Source organism: Paramesorhizobium endophyticum (assembly GCF_014640615.1).
Taxonomy (GTDB): domain Bacteria; phylum Pseudomonadota; class Alphaproteobacteria; order Rhizobiales; family Rhizobiaceae; genus Paramesorhizobium; species Paramesorhizobium endophyticum.
On record NZ_BMHH01000008.1, the window covers coordinates 97,082 to 115,692 of the forward strand.

17 protein-coding genes, 1 pseudogene and 1 riboswitch are annotated in these 18,611 nt (G+C 59.2%); of the genes and pseudogenes, 7 read left to right on the plus strand and 11 right to left on the minus strand.

Annotated features, from left to right (window positions below; genetic code table 11):
• Nucleotides 1-23: 23 nt before the first annotated feature.
• Genes IEX53_RS11675 through IEX53_RS11695 form a run of 5 tightly spaced genes read right to left on the minus strand, consistent with a single transcriptional unit; the run spans nucleotide 24 to nucleotide 5,107 of the window.
• A complete protein-coding gene (locus IEX53_RS11675) occupies nucleotides 24-773 on the minus strand; it encodes an ABC transporter ATP-binding protein (protein ID WP_188824340.1) in 750 nt (249 codons plus the stop codon).
• Nucleotides 770-1,597 (minus strand): ABC transporter ATP-binding protein, encoded by an 828-nt coding sequence (locus IEX53_RS11680; protein ID WP_188824341.1) that lies wholly within the window; start codon nucleotides 1,595-1,597, stop codon nucleotides 770-772. Before IEX53_RS11680 ends, IEX53_RS11675 begins: the two co-directional genes overlap by 4 nt.
• Nucleotides 1,597-2,499 carry an ABC transporter permease gene (locus IEX53_RS11685; protein WP_188824342.1) on the minus strand — a complete coding sequence of 301 codons (903 nt, stop codon included), beginning with the start codon at nucleotides 2,497-2,499 and terminating at the stop codon, nucleotides 1,597-1,599. The genes IEX53_RS11680 and IEX53_RS11685 overlap by 1 nt, the downstream gene beginning before the upstream one ends.
• Nucleotides 2,496-3,509 (minus strand): ABC transporter permease, encoded by a 1,014-nt coding sequence (locus IEX53_RS11690; RefSeq protein ID WP_188824343.1) that lies wholly within the window; start codon nucleotides 3,507-3,509, stop codon nucleotides 2,496-2,498. Before IEX53_RS11690 ends, IEX53_RS11685 begins: the two co-directional genes overlap by 4 nt.
• Nucleotides 3,506-5,107 (minus strand): ABC transporter substrate-binding protein, encoded by a 1,602-nt coding sequence (locus tag IEX53_RS11695; protein WP_188824344.1) that lies wholly within the window; start codon nucleotides 5,105-5,107, stop codon nucleotides 3,506-3,508. Before IEX53_RS11695 ends, IEX53_RS11690 begins: the two co-directional genes overlap by 4 nt.
• A gap of 227 nt (nucleotides 5,108-5,334) precedes the next feature.
• Here IEX53_RS11695 and IEX53_RS11700 point away from each other — a divergent pair, with 227 nt between their 5' ends.
• Nucleotides 5,335-6,372 carry a dipeptidase gene (locus tag IEX53_RS11700; protein WP_188824345.1) on the plus strand — a complete coding sequence of 346 codons (1,038 nt, stop codon included), beginning with the start codon at nucleotides 5,335-5,337 and terminating at the stop codon, nucleotides 6,370-6,372.
• 246 nt (nucleotides 6,373-6,618) lie between these two features.
• On the opposite strand, the gene ribB is transcribed toward IEX53_RS11700, so the two are convergent.
• From ribB to IEX53_RS11725, 5 genes are all read right to left on the minus strand, one after another.
• Nucleotides 6,619-7,254, minus strand: a complete 636-nt coding sequence (gene ribB, locus IEX53_RS11705; protein ID WP_188824346.1) for a 3,4-dihydroxy-2-butanone-4-phosphate synthase — start codon at nucleotides 7,252-7,254, stop codon at nucleotides 6,619-6,621.
• Between the two features lie 112 nt (nucleotides 7,255-7,366).
• Nucleotides 7,367-7,517: riboswitch (FMN riboswitch) on the minus strand.
• A 75-nt stretch (nucleotides 7,518-7,592) separates the two neighbouring features.
• A complete protein-coding gene (locus tag IEX53_RS11710) occupies nucleotides 7,593-8,381 on the minus strand; it encodes an SDR family oxidoreductase (RefSeq protein ID WP_188824347.1) in 789 nt (262 codons plus the stop codon).
• A gap of 17 nt (nucleotides 8,382-8,398) precedes the next feature.
• Nucleotides 8,399-9,886: a sugar ABC transporter ATP-binding protein gene (locus IEX53_RS11715; protein ID WP_188824348.1), complete on the minus strand. Its 1,488-nt coding sequence runs from the start codon at nucleotides 9,884-9,886 to the stop codon at nucleotides 8,399-8,401.
• A 30-nt stretch (nucleotides 9,887-9,916) separates the two neighbouring features.
• A complete protein-coding gene (locus tag IEX53_RS11720) occupies nucleotides 9,917-10,855 on the minus strand; it encodes a substrate-binding domain-containing protein (RefSeq protein ID WP_188824349.1) in 939 nt (312 codons plus the stop codon).
• Between the two features lie 118 nt (nucleotides 10,856-10,973).
• Complete coding sequence (locus IEX53_RS11725) at nucleotides 10,974-11,948, minus strand: ABC transporter permease (protein ID WP_188824350.1); 975 nt, start codon at nucleotides 11,946-11,948, stop codon at nucleotides 10,974-10,976.
• Between the two features lie 211 nt (nucleotides 11,949-12,159).
• Between IEX53_RS11725 and IEX53_RS11730 the strand changes: the two genes are divergently transcribed.
• The 6 genes and pseudogenes from IEX53_RS11730 to IEX53_RS11755 form a co-directional block, all read left to right on the plus strand.
• Nucleotides 12,160-12,969 (plus strand): transketolase, encoded by an 810-nt coding sequence (locus IEX53_RS11730; RefSeq protein WP_188824351.1) that lies wholly within the window; start codon nucleotides 12,160-12,162, stop codon nucleotides 12,967-12,969.
• Nucleotides 12,969-13,937, plus strand: a complete 969-nt coding sequence (locus tag IEX53_RS11735; protein ID WP_188824352.1) for a transketolase family protein — start codon at nucleotides 12,969-12,971, stop codon at nucleotides 13,935-13,937. The genes IEX53_RS11730 and IEX53_RS11735 overlap by 1 nt, the downstream gene beginning before the upstream one ends.
• Nucleotides 13,938-14,017: 80 nt before the next feature.
• The gene (locus IEX53_RS11740; RefSeq protein ID WP_188824353.1) at nucleotides 14,018-15,487 is read left to right on the plus strand and encodes an FGGY family carbohydrate kinase; all 1,470 of its coding nucleotides are present in this window, start codon (nucleotides 14,018-14,020) and stop codon (nucleotides 15,485-15,487) included.
• A 22-nt stretch (nucleotides 15,488-15,509) separates the two neighbouring features.
• Nucleotides 15,510-16,460 (plus strand): sugar-binding transcriptional regulator, encoded by a 951-nt coding sequence (locus IEX53_RS11745; RefSeq protein WP_188824354.1) that lies wholly within the window; start codon nucleotides 15,510-15,512, stop codon nucleotides 16,458-16,460.
• Nucleotides 16,461-16,509: 49 nt separating this feature from the next.
• Nucleotides 16,510-17,295: an SDR family oxidoreductase gene (locus IEX53_RS11750; protein ID WP_188824355.1), complete on the plus strand. Its 786-nt coding sequence runs from the start codon at nucleotides 16,510-16,512 to the stop codon at nucleotides 17,293-17,295.
• Nucleotides 17,296-17,510: 215 nt separating this feature from the next.
• Nucleotides 17,511-17,964: pseudogene (locus IEX53_RS11755) on the plus strand (tripartite tricarboxylate transporter permease); the annotation flags it as partial.
• Between the two features lie 123 nt (nucleotides 17,965-18,087).
• Here the strand turns inward: IEX53_RS11755 and IEX53_RS11760 are convergent.
• A complete protein-coding gene (locus IEX53_RS11760; protein ID WP_188824356.1) occupies nucleotides 18,088-18,252 on the minus strand; it encodes a hypothetical protein in 165 nt (54 codons plus the stop codon).
• Nucleotides 18,253-18,611 lie beyond the last annotated feature (359 nt).

Here is an 18,611-nt window from a genome sequence, read left to right on the forward strand (position 1 = left end):
CGTGACCTTTTGAATGGTAGCCTTTAAGCCGGTTCCGGCTCCTCGAATTCGATGCTGAGCCGGCGCAGTTCCTGCGTATGCGGGTGCGTGACGTTTCCGCGCCTGAGGTCTTCGACGCTCACCTGTTCCACCATCTTGCCGTCGATCATCACCCCGATACCGGTGCACAGATGGGCGATAACACCGAGATTATGGCTGACCATCACATAGGTCAGCTTCCGCTCGGTCCGAAGATCGGCAAGAAGGTTCAGGATTTCCGCCTGAACCGATACGTCGAGGGCGCTTGTAGGCTCATCAAGCAGCAGAATCTCGGGCTCGGCGATCAGCGCGCGGGCGATTGCGACGCGCTGGCGCTGGCCGCCCGAAAGCTGATGCGGATAGCGGAAACGTGCGCTTTGCGGCAACGCCACGTCGGAGAGCGCCTTGGCGATGCGTTCATCGATGCGATCCATCCGATGCACGAGCGGCAACTCGCTGAGAATGCGGTCAATCATCTGGCGCGGGTGCAGCGAGCCATAGGGATCCTGGAAAACCATTTGCACCTTGCGGAAGAAGCTTGGCGGCCGTTTCAGCGCCGCCGCTTCTCCGGAAAAAATGATCCGGCCGTCCCACATTTGATTGAGTCCGGCCATAGCGCGCAGCACCGTCGATTTGCCCGAACCGCTTTCCCCGACGATGCCAAAACTGCCACCTTCCGCAACCCGAAAGGAAACACCTTTGACGACCTCGCAGTCACCGAACCGGATGCGCAGATTGTCGATCTCGATCGTCATTTCAGCCACTCCGGGTCACGGTTGAGAACGGGCAGCCGATCTCTTGGGCGGCTAAGGGATGGCATGCAGTTCAGCAGACCGCGTGTGTAAGGGTGCTTTGCCGACAACAGTTCCGAAGCTTTGAGTTCTTCCACCACCCTGCCCGCATACATCACAGCGACGCGGTCACAAAAATGCGAGACCAGCGGCAGATCATGGCTGATGAGCAGGAGACCCATGCCGCGTTCGGTCACTAGTTCCTCGATCAGCCGCAGAATTTCTGCCTGGACTGTGGCATCGAGAGCGCTCGTGGGCTCGTCGGCGATCAACAGGTCCGGATCGGGAGCGAGCATCATGGCAATCATGACGCGCTGGCCCATGCCACCTGAAACCTCGTGCGGATAGGATGCGGCAACCGCTTTGGGATTTCGAATTTTCACCTGCTCCAGCAGACTGACAGCAACGGCGTTGGCCTCGCGGCGGCTACCGCCCTTATGGGTCCTCCAGGATTCGGCTACCTGGGCGCCAATCGTCTTCACCGGATTGAGCGAATATTTTGGATCCTGAAGGATAAAACCTGCCCGCTTTCCGCGGATCTGGCGCATTTGCTTTTCGGTCGCCGAAAGAACATCGATCCCATCGAAGGCAAGCGTATCTGCCTCGATTTTAGCCTGCCGGGGCAGAAGTTTCATCAATGCGCGGGCAGTCAGGCTTTTGCCGGAGCCGCTCTCTCCGACGATGCCGAGTTTTTCCGTACCAAGCTGTAAGGATACGCCCCGGACGGCCGGGGCAAAGCCGGTACGCGTCTTGAAGCCGACGCGCAGATTGTCAATTTCGACCAGCATCAGCTTTCCCTAGGATCGAGGACGTCGCGCAAGGCGTCGCCAAGGAAGTTGAAGGCCAGCGACACCAGGAAGATCGCAATGCCGGGAATTGTGGCGACCCACCATTGCTCGAAGATGAACCGCTTGGCGGTGGCGATCATCGCGCCCCACTCCGGCGAAGGCGGCTGGGCGCCCATACCGAGAAAGCCGAGACTGGCGGCCGTGATGATGATTGCGCTCATATCGAGCGTGACGCGGACAATCAGGCTCGGCACACAGAGCGGGGTGATATGCCGCGCGATGATTCTCCAGGCGGACCCGCCGGTCAACCGGTAAGCGGCAATGAAGTCGCTGCCGCGAACGGTCAGTGTTTCGGCGCGCGCCAATCTTGCATAGGGCGGCCACGCGGTCAGCGCGATGGCAAGAACGGCGCTTTCGACGCCCGGTTTCAGCGCGGCGACGAAGGCGAGCGCGAGCACGAGGCGCGGGAAAGCGAGGAAAATGTCGGTGACGCGCATCAGAGCCGTATCGACGATACCACCGAAATAGCCGGCAATGCAGCCGATTGCCAGCCCGATTGGCGCGACAAGCACGACAACCGCAATGACCATGCCGAGCGTAACGCGACCGCCATAAAGCACCCGCGAATAGATGTCGCGGCCAAGTTCGTCCGTGCCAAGCCAGTGGGCCGCGCTTGGGCGCGCGAGCCGGTTTGCCAGATCCTGTGCGGCCGGATCATGCGTCGACAGCCAGGGGGCAAGCAGGGAGAGCAGGATAAACATGAGGATGATCGACAGGCCGATCATGCCGAGCGGATTGCCCTTGAGGCTCAACCAGATGCGGTAACGGTTGCCCCACGCAGCCTGCCTGCGCGATGCGGGAGCTTCGTCGAGCGCCCAGTTATGAAAGCGAGCAGAAATCATCGCACACGCGGATCCAGGATTTTATAGAGAATATCGGCGAGCAGGTTGAGCCCGACATAGATGACGCCGATGAGCAGCGTCGCGCCTACGACCGGGTTCATGTCGGCATTCATCAGTGACACCGTCAGATATTGGCCAAGGCCCGGCCAGCTGAAGACCGTTTCCGTCACCACCGCACCTTCGAGCAGACCGGCATAAGTAAGCGCCAGCACCGTGACGAGTTGAACGGCGACGGTCGGAAAAGCGTGCTTCCAGATGACGGAGGTAATCGACAGGCCCTTGGCTCGGGCGGTAATCACGAACTCGCCTTTCAGCGCATCGAGCATGAAGGCGCGTGTCATGCGGGTGATATAGGCCATGCTGAAATAAGCGAGGATCAGCACCGGCTGGATCATATGATAGACCGCGTCCCGGAAAGCGCCCCAGTCGCCCTCGATGAGAGAGTCGATGGTGAGAAGCCCGGTCACATGCGGGATCATGCCTTCATAAATAATGTCCTGACGCCCCGGCCCCGGCGCAATGCCGAGTGTTGCATAGAAGACCAGAAGCGAGACCAGCGACAGCATGAAGATGGGAACGGAATGGCCCGCAAGGCAGATGACGCGGATCGTCTGATCGGTCGCCGTGCCTTGCCGGACAGCCGCCCAAACGCCGAGCGGAATGCCGATGACTGCGGCGATGATCAACGCCGCCGTCGCCAGTTCGAGCGTCGCAGGAAAATAGCGCGCGATGTCTTGCGTCACCGGATTGCGGGTCAGGATCGAATTGCCGAAATCGCCGTGCAACACCTGCCAGATATAATGCAGGAATTGCATGACAAGCGGCTGATCCAGCCCCATCTCAGCGCGCACGCGCTGGATGACGGCTTCAGGCGCATTGTCACCCACGGCAGCAATGACCGGATCGACCGGCATGACACGACCGATCATGAAGGTGATGACCATAAGCCCGAGCAGCGTGATCACCACGCTGCTCAGTACGCCGGTCAGATTCTTGAGTTTAGCGTTCACGCCTTGGCGATCCCGGCATAGGAATGGGAGTCCGACAGAACGCCAATCCGCATACCCGTCACATCCTTACGGCAGGCCGCAGTTTCGAACTTCTGCATCATGATGGCGAACGGGCTGTTGTTCATGAATTCGCGCTGCAAATCCTCATACAGCTTCACGCGCTTCGCCGGATCCTGCTCGTCACGGGCAGCAACTGACTGGCGGGCGAACTCCTCGTTCTGGAAATGCGAGCGCCATGCAAACGGCTTCGTTTTGGCATCGTCTGAATTGTCAGCGTTGTTACAGAAAACATCGACATTGGTGTTCGGATCAAAATAATCGGAGCCCCAGACGGTCAACGCCATCTGGTGCTGGCGTGCGCGCATCTTGGTGAGAACCTGGCGGTTTTCCGCGGCAAGCAGCTCGACCTTTATGCCGATCTCGGCAAGGTTGGCCTGGATAGCCTGCGCTATATCAGGGCTCGGCTGAGCCGAATAGTGGTCCATCTTGATGGTGAAGCCCTCAGGCACACCGGCTTCCGCAAGCAGAGCCTTGGCTTTGGCAGGGTCCCTCTTGAACGGATTCTCGTTCAGGGCCGCGGGGAAGCCTTCGGGAACGAGCGTCTGATGAACCTTGTAATTCAACGGAACGATGTTCTTCTGGATACCCTCATAATCGATGGCCCATTTGATGGCTTCCCAGACTTTTGGCTTCGCCAGGACTTCGACGCTCTGGTTCAGCGACACCAGCATGAGACCGCCGACGCCCTTGCGCACCAGATTGTAATTTTCGTCACCGTCCAGCACGCGGAGCTGCTCGGTCGTGAGATTGCGGGCAATATCAATATCGCCCTTCTGAAGCATGAGAAGCTGCGAGGATGGATCAGCCATGTGACGCAACAGAATACGCTTCACATTGCCCTTGTAGGCGCCATTCGGATTGACGTTCAGGATGATACTTTCGCTCGGCTTCCAGGATACCAGAACCCATTCGCCCGAACCGGCGCTGTTCTTCTGCAGCCATCCATTGCCGAGATCGTCGCCCGAAGCGTTTTCCAGAACAATTTTCTTTTCCACGATGCTGGCCACGCTGGCGGACAGGCAGTAGAGCAGGAAGGGAAGCGAAGTCACCTTGTCCAGCGTAATGGTCAGGGTGGAGGGGTCGGTGGCCAAGACAGCCTTCTCGACATTTTCCGGTGTGAGACCAAACTGCCCGATGATGAAAGCCGGTCCCTTGTTCATCCGGATCGCGCGCTGCAACGAGAAGGCAGCGTCTTGCGCGGTGACCGGCGCGCCGCTGGCGAATTTTGCATCCGGATTGATCTTGAAGGTGAAAATCTTGCCGCCAGCATCGGCCTCCCATGACACCGCGACCCCGCCTTCCACCTGATCCGGATTGGCGAGGCTTGGATGAACCAGGCGCTGATACATATTGTTGCAGACTTCGCTGCCCACGGCCTCGAAGCTCTCATGCGGATCGAGGCTCGTCATATTATCAAGCTGCTGGCCAACGACGAGGATATCCTTCGGCGTGCCGGCGAATGCCGTCGTCGCGAGATCGAGATAGGACAGGAAGGGCAGCGTTGCCCCGCCAATGAGAAACTGACGTCTGGATACCATGTATATTCCCCTTTCGCTCTGCCGGCGATATGTCCGGGTCCGCAAGATGCGAAGCCGGTCGCGTTTTATCGCAATTGTATTTTCGAGCTGGTTTTAACAGCGAGCCCGGCATACGCCCAATTCCAATTTTCGCTTGGGTTATGCGCGGTTTGCATTTGCGTCCCGATCCGTCCATGCCTACCGGTGGATGAGATAGCCTCACGCCAAGTCTCTACAAGGATTTTGCTATGACCGATGCCTCTCTGGTTCCCGTGTTCGACGGCCATAATGACATTCTTCTGCGGCTTCGGCAGGGTGCGGGCGCACCGGTCAAGTCCTTTATTGAGGGTGAAGCTTCCGGGCATATTGATCTTCCACGGGCGCGCAAAGGTGGTCTTGCAGGTGGCCTTTGCGCCATCTTCGTGCCTTCGCCATCAAGGGAGAAAGACGCAAACGGCGATTTTCCGACGCCGGGTCAGCAGGATGCGCTCAACGAAACGCTAGCGATGGCGCGCATTCTCTTCGACATTGAGGCGCAATCCGATGGCGCGGTCAAAATATGCCGCACAGCAGACGATATCCGTAGCTCGATCGAGAATGGGCGTTTCGCAGCTGTTTTCCATATCGAAGGCGCAGAGGCGATCTCCGCTGATCTGGATGCGCTCTATATCCTGCATCAAGCCGGATTACGGACACTTGGACCGGTCTGGAGCCGTCCGAACGTCTTCGCCTATGGCGTGCCTTTCCGTTTTCCTTCAACGCCGGATATTGGCGGAGGGCTCAGCGAAGCGGGCAAGGATCTGATCCGCGCTTGCAATGAGCTGGGCGTCATGGTCGATCTTTCGCACATGAACGAGCAAGGCTTCTGGGATATCGCCAAATTATCGAAGGCGCCGCTCGTCGCATCCCATTCCAACGTCCACGCGCTGTGCCCCCATAGCCGCAACCTCATAGATCGGCAGCTCGACGCGATCCGCGATACGGGTGGGCTCGTTGGCATCAATTTCGGCGTTCTGTTCCTGCGCGACGACGGGGTGCGGAACCCCGACACCGGCCTCGATTTGCTTGTTCGCCATATCGTCTATGTTGCGGAGCGGGTCGGCGTCGACCATGTGGCGTTCGGGTCCGATTTCGACGGAACCACTATCCCACAGGCACTCGGAGATGCTGCGGGCCTGCCGAAGCTGATCGAGGCCCTGCGCGCTCATGGCTTCAATCAGCAGGAAGTCGCCAAGATAGCGCATGAAAACTGGATCGGCGTTCTGGAGCGTAGCTGGACAGCCTGAAGCGACGCCTGATTTTCTTAGGATTATCAGTCAATTGCAATGAAATGTCCGTGCGACACTTCCCGTTTTGACGGGACGAACCCCTGCGGACGAACCGGGCGCGGGAGCATGATCCCTAAAAGCTGCTGGCTTTTAGGAAGATCGTGGCTAAAACAAAGACTTGGAACAGGCTGCCTGATCATGACGGCCGAAATTACACCGCCTTGACGGGCGGCCCTGAAAATCACTCAACTCTTTTGACGGACACTAAGCAGCCTGCACCGCGCTGACCACCTGTCGCTCTTCGAGATAGTGGTTAAGGTCTTTGATTGTTATCAGTGGAAGATGGTGCAGTTCGGCAAAAACCATGAGTTCCGGAAGCCGTGCCATAGAACCGTCATCATTGGCAACTTCACAAATAACCCCTGATGCTGATTTTCCGGCTAGACGTGTGAGGTCCACCGCTGCCTCCGTGTGCCCCCGGCGACCGCGAACGCCGTCAGGGTGGGCACGCAAGGGAAAGATGTGCCCTGGCCGCGCGAAATCTTCTGGACGTGCGCGAGGGTCCAACAATGCCCGGACTGTCGCGGCTCTGTCCGATGCCGAGATTCCAGTCGTGGTTCCCGGAAGATAATCAACAGACACGGTGAACGCCGTTTTGTGAAATTCGGTATTCTGCGGCAACATCAGCGGGATATCGAGTTGATCGAGGCGATTCCCTTCCATCGCCACGCAGATAAGTCCCCTGGCATGCTTCATCATGAAGGCAATCGCTTCTGGCGTTATCATTTCCGATGCAACGATAACGTCGCCCTCATTTTCGCGATCCTCGTCATCGACGACCAAAATCATACCGCCACCCGCCAGTGCGGAGACTGCATCTTCAATTTTCGAGAGTTCCATTGCAATGCCTTTCAAGGGTAGCCAATTTCGGCGCAAACTGCGGCAAATGCGGCCGCTATTTATCCCTTGGGCGTACAAGTCCGGACTGCTCGCACACGAGCAGTTTCACAAACATTGTCCTCTTCCATCCGGACTTTAACCGTCGGCTCCGGCATTTCACCGGATCTGCTGACCTTCCATCACAATCTATGGAAGCGCTCGCGGGCTCCTGGATCACGCCAGATACCGCCGGTGGGGAATTACACCCCGCCCTGAGAACAAACCTAATTAAGAGATTCTTGCAGTGAAACACAAGAGGCCAGCGCATGACAAAAAAGTGGGCCCAAGCCCGTCGGTCTCTACCAGCAACAAAAACCGCCATCGACCAGAAGGTCTATGCCGGTCACATAGCTTGCCGCGTCCGAAAGGAGGAATATGGCGGGCCCGACCATCTCGTCGACGCGAGCCATGCGTTGCATCGGCGTTTGCTCCTCGAACTGCTTGGTCTGGTGCACCATTTCAGGGCGCATATTCATCGGTGTCGCGGTATAGCCAGGGCTGATCGTGTTGACGCGAATGCCGCGACCGACCCATTCCATCGCCATCGACTTCGACATGTGGATGACACCTGCCTTGGAGGCGTTGTAATGGCATTGGCGCAGACCGCGATTGACGATGACGCCGGACATGGAAGCAATGTTGATGATCGATCCGCGCCCGTTCTTGAGCATGGCGCGGGATTCGGCCTGACAGGAGAGGAAGACGCCCTTGAGGTTGATGTCAATCATCGTCTGGAACTGGCTTTCTTCCATATCCTCCGCCGGGCTGGCATTGGCGATACCGGCAGCATTGACCGCCAAGGTCAGGGGGCCAAGCTCTGCCTGCGTGCGGGCGACAGCGTCATTGAGGGCGGTGGCGCTGGTCACATCTGCGGCAATCTGAATGCTGCGGCGTCCCGTGCTTGCAATGAAATCGGCGGTTTTTGCCAGACCGTCATCGGTACGGCGATCAAGGAGCGCCACGTCCGCGCCGCATTGTGCCAGTCCCATGGCGATGTGCTGGCCGATACCACTGCCGGCCCCGGTCACCAATGCGACGTTCCCGGAAAGATCAAACATTTTGGGCGTATTGAGAGTGATGTCAGACATAACGAACTTGTTCCCGTTCAGATTGTCGCCAGTTCCATGACCGAGACGTCGTTTGCGTCTTTGCGGTCGAGAATACCAGCCTGTTTACCCTGTGCCATGACCATGATGCGGCTGGACACGCCGAGAACTTCCTCGAGATCCGAACTGACCACGATCACCGCGACCCCTCCGCGGGCCAGATCCACGATAAGATCGTAAATCGACGAGCGGGCGCCCACATCGATGCCGCGCGTTGGTTCATCCAGCACCACGACCTGCGGCTTTCGGGCCAGCCACTTGGCCAGCACGACTTTTTGCTGGTTACCGCCGGAGAGCTCGCCGGCCTTCTGCCGGCCACGGCCCTTGACGCCAAACCGCTTTATGTAGTCATCGGCGAACCGATGCAGGCGGCTGGATGAAATCCAGCCATTGCGGGCAATTTCATCGAGATTGGCGTAACCGATGTTCTCCGCGATCGAATGATCGAGCACGACGCCCTGAAGCTTGCGGTCTTCAGGCACGAGAACAATGCCATTTCGGATCGCCTCGATAGGCGAACCCGGTGTGATGGCTTTTCCGTTCAGAAGAACCTCGCCGCCGGAAATGGGGTCGGCGCCGGTGATGGCCCGGACAAGCTCGGTGCGGCCTGCCCCCATAAGGCCGGCGATACCGAAAATCTCACCCTTCCGGACCGAAAAATTGATATCGCGAAAGGCGTTGGTCGGGGACGCCAGCTTGCGAACCTCGAGCGTCACCTCCTCCGAAGGCGTGGGCAGTGCAGGAAACATCCGGTCCAGTGAGCGCCCGACCATAGCCTCGACGATGCTGCGGACCGGCACATTACCACTGTCGAATTCCTTCACCTTGGCGCCGTCGCGCATCACGACAATGCGGTCGCTAATCTGCCGGATTTCTTCAAGGCGGTGGGAAATGTATATGATGCCCACCCCGTCTGCCTTCAGACGCTCGATCTGCTGGAAGAGGAGTTGGGTCTCCTCGCCGCCAAGTGCGGCTGTCGGCTCATCGAGAATCAGCAAACGGGCATTGAGGGTGAGTGCCTTGGCGATTTCAATCAGTTGCTGCTTTCCGGTGGACAGCCCTTCAACAAGACGGTCGGGAGAAACATCGAGGCCAAGTCGCTGCAAGCCTGCACGTGCGCGCTCCTCCATCGTCTTCCTGTCGATCCGCCCGGCGCGCATAGGATAGCGTCCGAGAAAGACATTTTCCGCAATCGACAGTTTCGGCAGCAGTTTCAGTTCCTGATGGATCATGCCGACGCCAAGATCCATCGCGGCACGCGGATTGGCAGGGGCGTAAGCCGCCCCAAGCCAGATCATCTCACCGGCGGAAGGCTTCACCGTGCCGGAAATGATGTTCGACAAGGTCGACTTTCCGGCACCGTTTTCACCGAGCAGCGCCACGACCTCACCGGGGTAGATGTCGAGATCGACACCATGCAACACCTTGATCGGACCGTAGGACTTCTGAATGCCACGGAGCGACAGGATGGAGGAGCGGTTCGTCATGACGCTGCTGCCTTTCAAGTTCAGGACCGGTTACGGGTGGTTCTTGACGAACTCCGGAGCATTTTCGCAGGTCGTCAGAACGGCATTCGGGGTCTGGCGCGCTTCGACCTTCTGGCCGGCGGCGACAGCAAGCGCGGACTCAACGGCGAGAACGCCCATTTTCTGGGTGCTCTGCGTCGCGGTGGCGATGAACGGTCCTTTGCACCTGGCGAGATATTCGAGGGCCGAGACGTCGCCGTCATAACCGCCGATGATCACCTTGTCCGAAAGATTGGCGACATCGACGGCCTTGGCTGCACCCATCGCCAGACCATCGGCCTGGCCGAAGATGATGGTGATATCCGGATTTGCCTGCAGCATGTTCTGCGCGATCGAGAAGCCTTCGTCCGCCGACCACATGGCGCTCCACTGCTGGTCGACCAGTTCGACGCCCTTGGCCTCATCGATGGCGCGCTTGCAGCCGGCGAAGCGATCAACTTCGGGCGTCGTGCCCTTCTGGCCATGGATGATCGCCATCTTGCCCTTGCCGCCGGCCTTTTCGATGATGTGCTTGCACACTTCATAGGCGGAGTTGACGCTCTCTCCGGCGATGAAGGTATCGCCCGGCGCACCTTCCGGAACGCGATCGACGTTGATCACCGGAATGCCGGCAGCGCGGGCAAGCCGTGTCGGAACAGCCGCGGCGGCGGCGCCTGCGGGGATGTAGATGAAGGCGTCGATGCCCTGGGTCATCAGGTCCTGAACCTGGCTGACCTGCGTCGCGGTGTCACCTTTCGCATCGACGACGATGACTTCGAGACCCTTTTCCTTGGCGTATTTCTCAACGCCGAGCTTGATCTGGTTAAAGAAGTCAGCCTGAAGGTTTGGAACGGCGAGACCGATCTTCTTCACTTCCGCCGCAGAAGCGCCGAGCGGCGACATCAGAAACGTCGCGGCGGTCGCCACCAACAGCAATTTGGACAGTTTCATAGTTTCTCCTCCGAGTTACCATCTGGGGTTCCTGCCAGGCAGGCTCCCTCTCCCTTGCCGGTCAGCACCATTGCCGACCGTTTTCAGCACCCGGGCGCGTAGCCTCCGGATGGAATAATTATCTCCGCTTGCGGTAGGTTTCGGCCGTGACAGCCAGGACAATGACCGCGCCGATGATCACCTGCTGCATGAACGGAGAGACGCTGAGCAGGTTGAGCCCGTTGCGCAAAACCCCAATGATCAGCACGCCGATAATGGTGCCGCCAATGCCGCCCGTGCCGCCGGAAAGCGAGGTGCCCCCGATCACGACTGCCGCAATGGCGTCGAGTTCATAAGAAACGCCTGACGAAGGCTGGACGGAGTCCAGACGCGCCGCCAGAACCATCCCGGCCAGTCCGGCAAGAAAGCTGCATACGACATAGACGAGAACCGTCGCCCGTTGAACGTTGATGCCCGCCAGTCGCGCCACTTCAGGATTACCCCCGATGGCGTAAAGAATGCGCCCGCCCTTACGATAGCGCTGATAGAGCAACCCGAGAGCGAATACGACCAGCATCACGGCGACCGTCGGCGTCAGGAAGCCGCCAAACCGCACAATCGCCATGGTGTTGAACCAAGCTGGAAAGCCAATGATCTGCTGGCCGTCGGTAATCATATTGGCCAGACCGCGTGAGATCGACATCATGGCCAGTGTCGCGATGAATGCGGGCACGTTGAAACGAGTGATAATGAGACCCGCAATCAAGCCGTTCAGGGAAGCCGCAAGCAAGGCCAGGGGTATGGCGAACATCATCGGCACACCGGCCGTGACATGCAGATAGCCCAGCACCATCATGGACAGCGCCATGACCGAGCCCACGGCAAGATCGATACCGCCGATCAAGATGACCATGGTCATACCGACAGCCATCACACCCAAAACGGTGATCTGATCCATGATGTTCAGGAAATTGCGGACCGAAAAGAATTTGTCGGTGGCAAAGGTGAGGAACAGGCACAACAGAATGAGGCCGATCAACGGGCCCGTAGCCCCTCGCATCGATCCGAAAACCCCGCCCGCGAACCCTTTTTCTTCCTGAATTGTCGTAGCCATGGCTTCCTCCTTTTCCCGACACCCGATGCCGCCTCGCTATCAATCAGCATAAATATTCAAGATCGGCTTTAAATTCGTATATGACCATTCCCTTGGCTGTCAACATTCTTTGTCGATGGATTTTTCAGCAAGATTGTCGATTCCCGCTTGACTTGATGCAGCATGGTGCAAATATATAGATCACTGTATATTTATTCACTGAGAGGAATTCATGCAACCGAATGATCTCGACAACATCGCCCGCCAGATTCGTCTGCGCGACCTGCAGGCGGTTTTCGAAGCCGGCGCCGGCCACATCGGGGGCGAGATGTCCGCCATCGATATTCTGACAGCGCTGTATTTTCGGGTGCTCCGCGTCTGGCCCGATCAGCCGAAACATCCCGACCGCGACAGGTTCATCCTCTCGAAGGGCCATGTCGCACTTGCTTTCTACGTGACATTGGCCAAGCGCGGCTTCCTGCCGGAGGAAGAGATTTCCACATTTCTGAAGCCGCATTCGCGGCTGAACGGGCACCCCAATTGCAACAAGGTTCCAGGCGTTGAGACCAACACCGGTCCGCTGGGCCACGGCCTGCCTTTTGCTGTGGGAACGGCGAAGGCGGCCAAGCTGACCGGCGCCGGTTACCACACGTATGTCCTGACCGGCGATGGCGAGATGCAGGAAGGGTCCAACTGGGAGGCAATCTCATCTGCAGCCCAGTTCGGCCTCGACAATCTGACGCTGATCATCGATCACAACCGTTTTCAGCAAGGCGCCGCGCTGAAGGACACCAACAATCTGGCGCCCTTCCCTGCCAAGCTCGAAGCGTTTGGCTGGGATGTGACGGAGATCAACGGCAATGAAATGGCGCAGATCGTCCCAGCGCTTGAGCGGCGCGGCGAGCGTCCGCATTGCATCGTCGCCCATACCAACAAGGGGCACGGCATCTCGTTTATGCAGGACACGGTCGATTGGCACCACAAGGTGCCGAATGCCGAACAATACAAAATCGCCCTGGCTGAGCTTTCGGAGGCCCTGTAATGAATGCCGTGACACACACACCCAAGCTTCACGACTGCCGCGATGCATTCGTCTCCGTGCTGGAGCGCCTTGGTGCGGACAACCCCAGGATTGTAGCGGTCTGCAATGACTCGGTCGGCTCCTCCAAGCTGGACGGCTTCAAGGCAAAATGGCCAGAACGCCTCGTCAATGTGGGCATTGCCGAGCAAAACATGGTTGGCGTCGGCGCGGGGCTGGCCAATGGGGGGCTCCTGCCCTTCGTTTGCGGCGCGGCCTGCTTCCTGACGGGGCGGTCGCTGGAGCAGATCAAGGCCGATATCGCCTATTCCAATGCCAATGTGAAGCTGGTTGGCATTTCGTCCGGCATGGCCTACGGCGAACTTGGGCCTACGCACCATTCCATCGAAGATTTTGCCTGGATGCGCGTACTGCCGAATTTGCCCGTGATCGCGCCGTGCGATTCGATCGAGACCGCCGCAGCCGTCGAATGGGCTGCAGCCTACGAGGGACCGGTGTTCCTGCGCTTGTCGCGCGTGGGCGTACCGGACCTGCTGCCGGCGGGACACAAATTCGAGCTGGGCAAAGCCAATCTGCTGCGTGACGGCGATGCGATTACGCTGATCGCCAACGGCACGTTGACGCACCGCCTGATGAAGGCGGCTGAGCTTCTGGCTGCGAAAGGCATCGAAGCCCGCGTGCTCAACATGGCGACGGTCCGCCCGATCGATGTGGAAGCAATTGTCGCCGCAGCGCAAGAAACCGGCGCCATCCTGAGCGCGGAAGAACATTCCATTTTCGGCGGGCTTGGCTCAGCGATAGCCGAAGTCGTGGTGGCGGAAGCGCCTGTGCCGATGAAAATCCTGGGCGTGCCGGGCATCTTCGCTCCCACCGGATCGGCCGAATTCCTGCTGGACGAATTCGGCATGTCGCCCACGGCAATCGCCGATGCGGCCATCACCCTGATAGCACGGAAGTCTTCCCGCGCCTGATGGCGCGGGTTAGATGACGTGCCGGGCGCGGCACCCCCCTTAGCCGCGCCCCCCCTTAATTCCCACCTGTCGGAGCTGTCATGAGAACCGCCATTCTCGCTATTGATCAGGGCACCACGAATTCCAAAGCGGTGCTCGTCTCGACGACAGGCGAGATTGTGTCGCGTGGATCATGTCCCGTCGGCATCGAGCTGCCGCAGCCGGGCTGGGTGGAACAAAGCCCGCTTCGCATATGGGAATCGGTGCTGGAGGCGATTTCCGCCTGCTTGAAAGCAGGACCCGAGGTCGACATTCTAGGCATTGCGATTTCCAATCAGCGCGAATCCGTCACGATCTGGGATGCCATCACAGGCCAGCCGCTCGGCCCCGTTGTCAGCTGGCAGTGCCGCCGCAGTGCGCCGGCCTGCGCGCAGCTGATCTCTGCCGGCCATGCAACGCGGGTCCAGGCGCTCACCGGTCTGCCGATCGATCCGATGTTTCCAGGGCCTAAGATGAAATGGCTTCTGGACCGCGTTCCCGCAGGGCGCGATGTCCGCCTGGGCACGATTGACGCCTGGCTGATTCACTGCCTCACAGATGGCGCGGTGCATGCCTGCGATGCTGCCAATGCTGCCCGCAGCCAGCTTTATGATTTGAACCGTCAGGTCTGGAGCGACGAGCTTTGCGACCTGTTCGGTGTGCCGAAATCCGCCCTGCCCGAAGTGCGCGAGAGCGCATCCCACTTCGGAAAGACCAGGAATGTACCGGCGCTCAAAGACGGGCTGCCGATCGCCTCGGCCATCGGAGACAGCCATGCGGCGCTCTTCGGACATGGCGCCTTCAATCCGGGCGACGGCAAAGTGACTTTCGGAACCGGTTCATCGGTCATGACGACACTGCCCCGCTTCATCGCACCACAAAAGGGCATCACGACCACCATCGCATGGTCGATCAATGGCCAGCCGACTTATGCCTTTGAGGGCAATATCCTTGTTTCGGCTGCAGCGCTGCCGTGGATGGCAGATATGCTTGGGCTGCCGGATGTTCAGGCCTTGACCGATCTGGCCGCGACGGCGGAGCCCGGCGGCCCAGGTTTCGTGCCGGCCTTCGTCGGCTTGGGCGCTCCCCATTGGCAGGCCGACGCGCGCGCCCTCTTCTCCGGCATCACGTTTAACACCAACCGCGCCCAGATGGCCCGGGCCGTGACGGATTCGATCGCCTTCCAGATCCATGATGTGTTCAAGGCCATGTCGGCGCAATCGCCAACGCCGCTTGGCCGTCTTTTTGCCGATGGGGGCCCAAGCAGGAACGCGTTCCTGATGCAATGCGTCGCAAATACGTTAAACCACACGATCATCCAATGCGACGCCCCGGAAGCGTCGGCGCTGGGCGCGGCCTATCTGGCCGGTCTTTCGCTGGGTGTGTGGCCGGATATCGCGACCATTGCCGCCCTGCGGCGCCCTGGAAACCCTCTGCCGCCGCGCGCGACGGACACCCCCGCGCGGCTTGCGGTCTGGCAGGATGCAATCTACCGCTCGACCATTCAAACTCCTTCATTTAATGGTGAATAAAAATTCACACATGGAGGGGCCAATGGGACGAATTAACGAGCTGCGCCTGATTGCCCGCATTGCCCAGATGTATCATGTCGAGGGCAAGCGGCAGTCGGAGATCGCCGAAACCATGCATATGTCGCAGGCGACCGTGTCGCGCATGCTGAAGCGGGCGGAGCAGGAAGACATTGTGCGCACGACGGTGATACCACCGCCAGGAACCTTTGCCGATCTCGAGACCGCGTTGCGTGATCGCTACGGGCTGACGGAGGCTATCGTCATCGATTGCTCCGAAGATCGCGACGGTGCGATCATGGCCCGCATCGGCGAAGCAGCGGCTCATTTCCTGGAAGTTACCCTCCGGCCCGACGAAATCATTGGCGTTTCAAGCTGGAGCCAGACACTCCTGCGCATGGCGGACAATATCCACCCATTCAAGAACGCGAAGGCAAAATATATCGTCCAGATTCTCGGCGGCATGGGCGACGCCTCGGTCCAGACGCACGCCACACAACTGACGGCGCGTCTCGCCAAATTGACGGGCGGAGAACCGCGCCTGCTTCTGGTGCAGGGGATCACCTCATCGCGCGAAGCGAAACTGGTCATGCTGGCCGATCCGGTCGTGCGAGGCACGATGGACCTGTTCGGTCGCCTCAGCCTTGCGATCATCGGCATCGGCGCGGTGGAACCCTCGGAACTCCTCGCCCGGTCCGGCAATGTCTTCTCTCGCCAGGAAATGGGCATGCTGCACGACGCCGGCGCCGTTGGCGAGATATCCTTCCGGTTCTACGACAAGGACGGAAAGCCGGTGGAAACCCCGCTCAACGAGCGTGTGATCGGCATCTCGCTGGAAGACCTCCGGAAAGCCGACCGCGTCATGGCCTTGGCCGGCGGCGAATCGAAAACCCAGGCTATCGCGGGCGCCCTGAAAATGGGCATCATTGATGTCTTTGTAACCGATAAATTCACTGCGGCTCGGCTTACGGCCTGATCCATTGAGATCAAGCCTCAACCTGCTGCGCTTATGAAAAGGAAAGACCATGAGACGTTTTGAAGGCCAGACGGTTTTCGTTACCGGGGGCAACAAGGGCATCGGTCGCGGCATCGCCAAGCGCTTTGCAGAAGAAGGCGCAAAGGTCGCCATCGCCGCGATCGAGAATGATACGGCCGCTGCGGCGCAAGCGCTGGCGCAGGAAACCGGCGCGGAGGTCATCGGCCTTGCACTGGATGTGACCGACGCCAAGGCCGTGCAAGATGCTTATGGCGAGGCCGAAGCGAAACTGGGTGCGGTCTCGGTCTCCGTCCAGAATGCCGGCGTCATTACCATCGCGAAGGTGGAAGACCTGACCGAACGCGAATGGGATCTCAATCTCGACGTCAATACCAAGGGTGTCTTTCTCTGCTGCCAGGAGGCGATCCGGCGCTTCCGCGCCAGCGGCACCAAGGGGCGGCTCGTCAACACAGCGTCCGGGCAGGCCCGGCAAGGCTTCATCTACACGCCGCACTACGCCGCCTCGAAATTCGGCGTCGTCGGCCTGACGCAGAGCCTGGCCAAGGAGCTTGCCCGTGAGGGCATCACCGCCAACGCCATCTGCCCCGGCATCATCCATACCGAAATGTGGGACTACAATGATCGCGTCTGGGGCCAGATGCTGGGCGAGTACGGTCCGGGCGAATTGATGGCCGAGTGGGTCGAAGGCATTCCCATGGGCCGCGCCGGCACTCCCGCCGAAGTCGCCGCCCTCGTCGCCTTTCTGGCCTCCGAAGATGCACGATACATTACCGGCCAGACGATCAATGTGGATGGTGGCCTGATCATGTCGTAATGCGCAATTTGTGCTCAGCTTGTCCTCGGGGTCGCACTGGCGAAGTTTTGCCAAAAGTTCGCTTGCGACGGCAATCAATAGTCTCAGGTGAGTTTTCTGTGCGTCCGACGTAAAGCGCTGCATCTGTTTGGTCAAACCGAGTGCTCCGACCAGGATGTTTCCGACACCGAACACTGGCACTCCGATTGCGCCCATGTCTGGATCGCGTTCGGGTATCGCAACCGGATCTCGTATGGAGCCACATTGCCAGCCTCTATCGGCAACGTCCTGCTGCTGGTGTTGAACCTTCCGCTCGTAGGGCTTTGGGTACAGGTGCTGAAGATACCGACGCCCTATCTCTATGCCGGCATTTTGCTGTTCGCGACGATCGGCACCTATGGGATCGGTCAATCCGTGTTCGATCTGGCGCTCTTGTATGCGATCGGCATCGTCGGCTTCTTCATGCGCCGCTACGATTTTCCTACCAGTCCAGTCATCATCGGCATGATCCTCGGCCCTTTCGCCGAACAGCAGGTCCGCAGAGCCATGACGATTAGCCAAGGTGACATGACGGTGTTCTTCACCAGACCAAACTCCGCGACGCTCATCACGCTGTCGGTCCTTGCTCTGGTCGTGCCGTTGGTGCTGGTGCTCTTGCGAAACCGGAAAGCCTCGGCCATCGAGACCTGATAGCGATGGCGTCCAGGGAAGTGAATACACACAGCGGCGCTACATGAACGGCTCCAACAGTTGCAACGGCCGATACCGCCGCCTCCCCTATCGGCCGGCGCTTCTTGGCTCCGCCTCCACCGCTCATGCCCTCAAGGCCGGCAGGTTGCGGTAGACTTCGAGACAGGCGGGGTTGGCGAGCGCGGTATCGTTGCCGATCGGCCTGTCATGGATGGTGTCGCGCACGGCGACTTCGGAGATTTTCCCGATCGTGCACGCGGGATTAGCCGAGATAATCCGCGGCGACATTGCTCGGCCGAAGGAATTCTATCTGCAAGCCACAAAGCTTCGAGAGTTCATTCGTGGATGGCAGAGTCGATGGGGTCGTCTAGTCGCAGGGTCGCAGGGGCGCCAACCAGCGACGGCAGCAGCGACACCTGACCCGACCATCTCCGACAATGTATCATGAAAATGGCCGCACCGTTTCCGATGCCCGACTTTCCACCCAGCATGTGTTTGGCGGGGGCTACTCATACCCCATCTAACGGTTATTCCTCCATCGGGAAAGCGAAGCCAGCTTTCACGCGATCCATCAGCCCTTGGTGCTGTCGGCTACGCATTTGGTGAAGGCTACGGCCGTTTCGGTGTGAAAATTGGTGGCCGGGTAG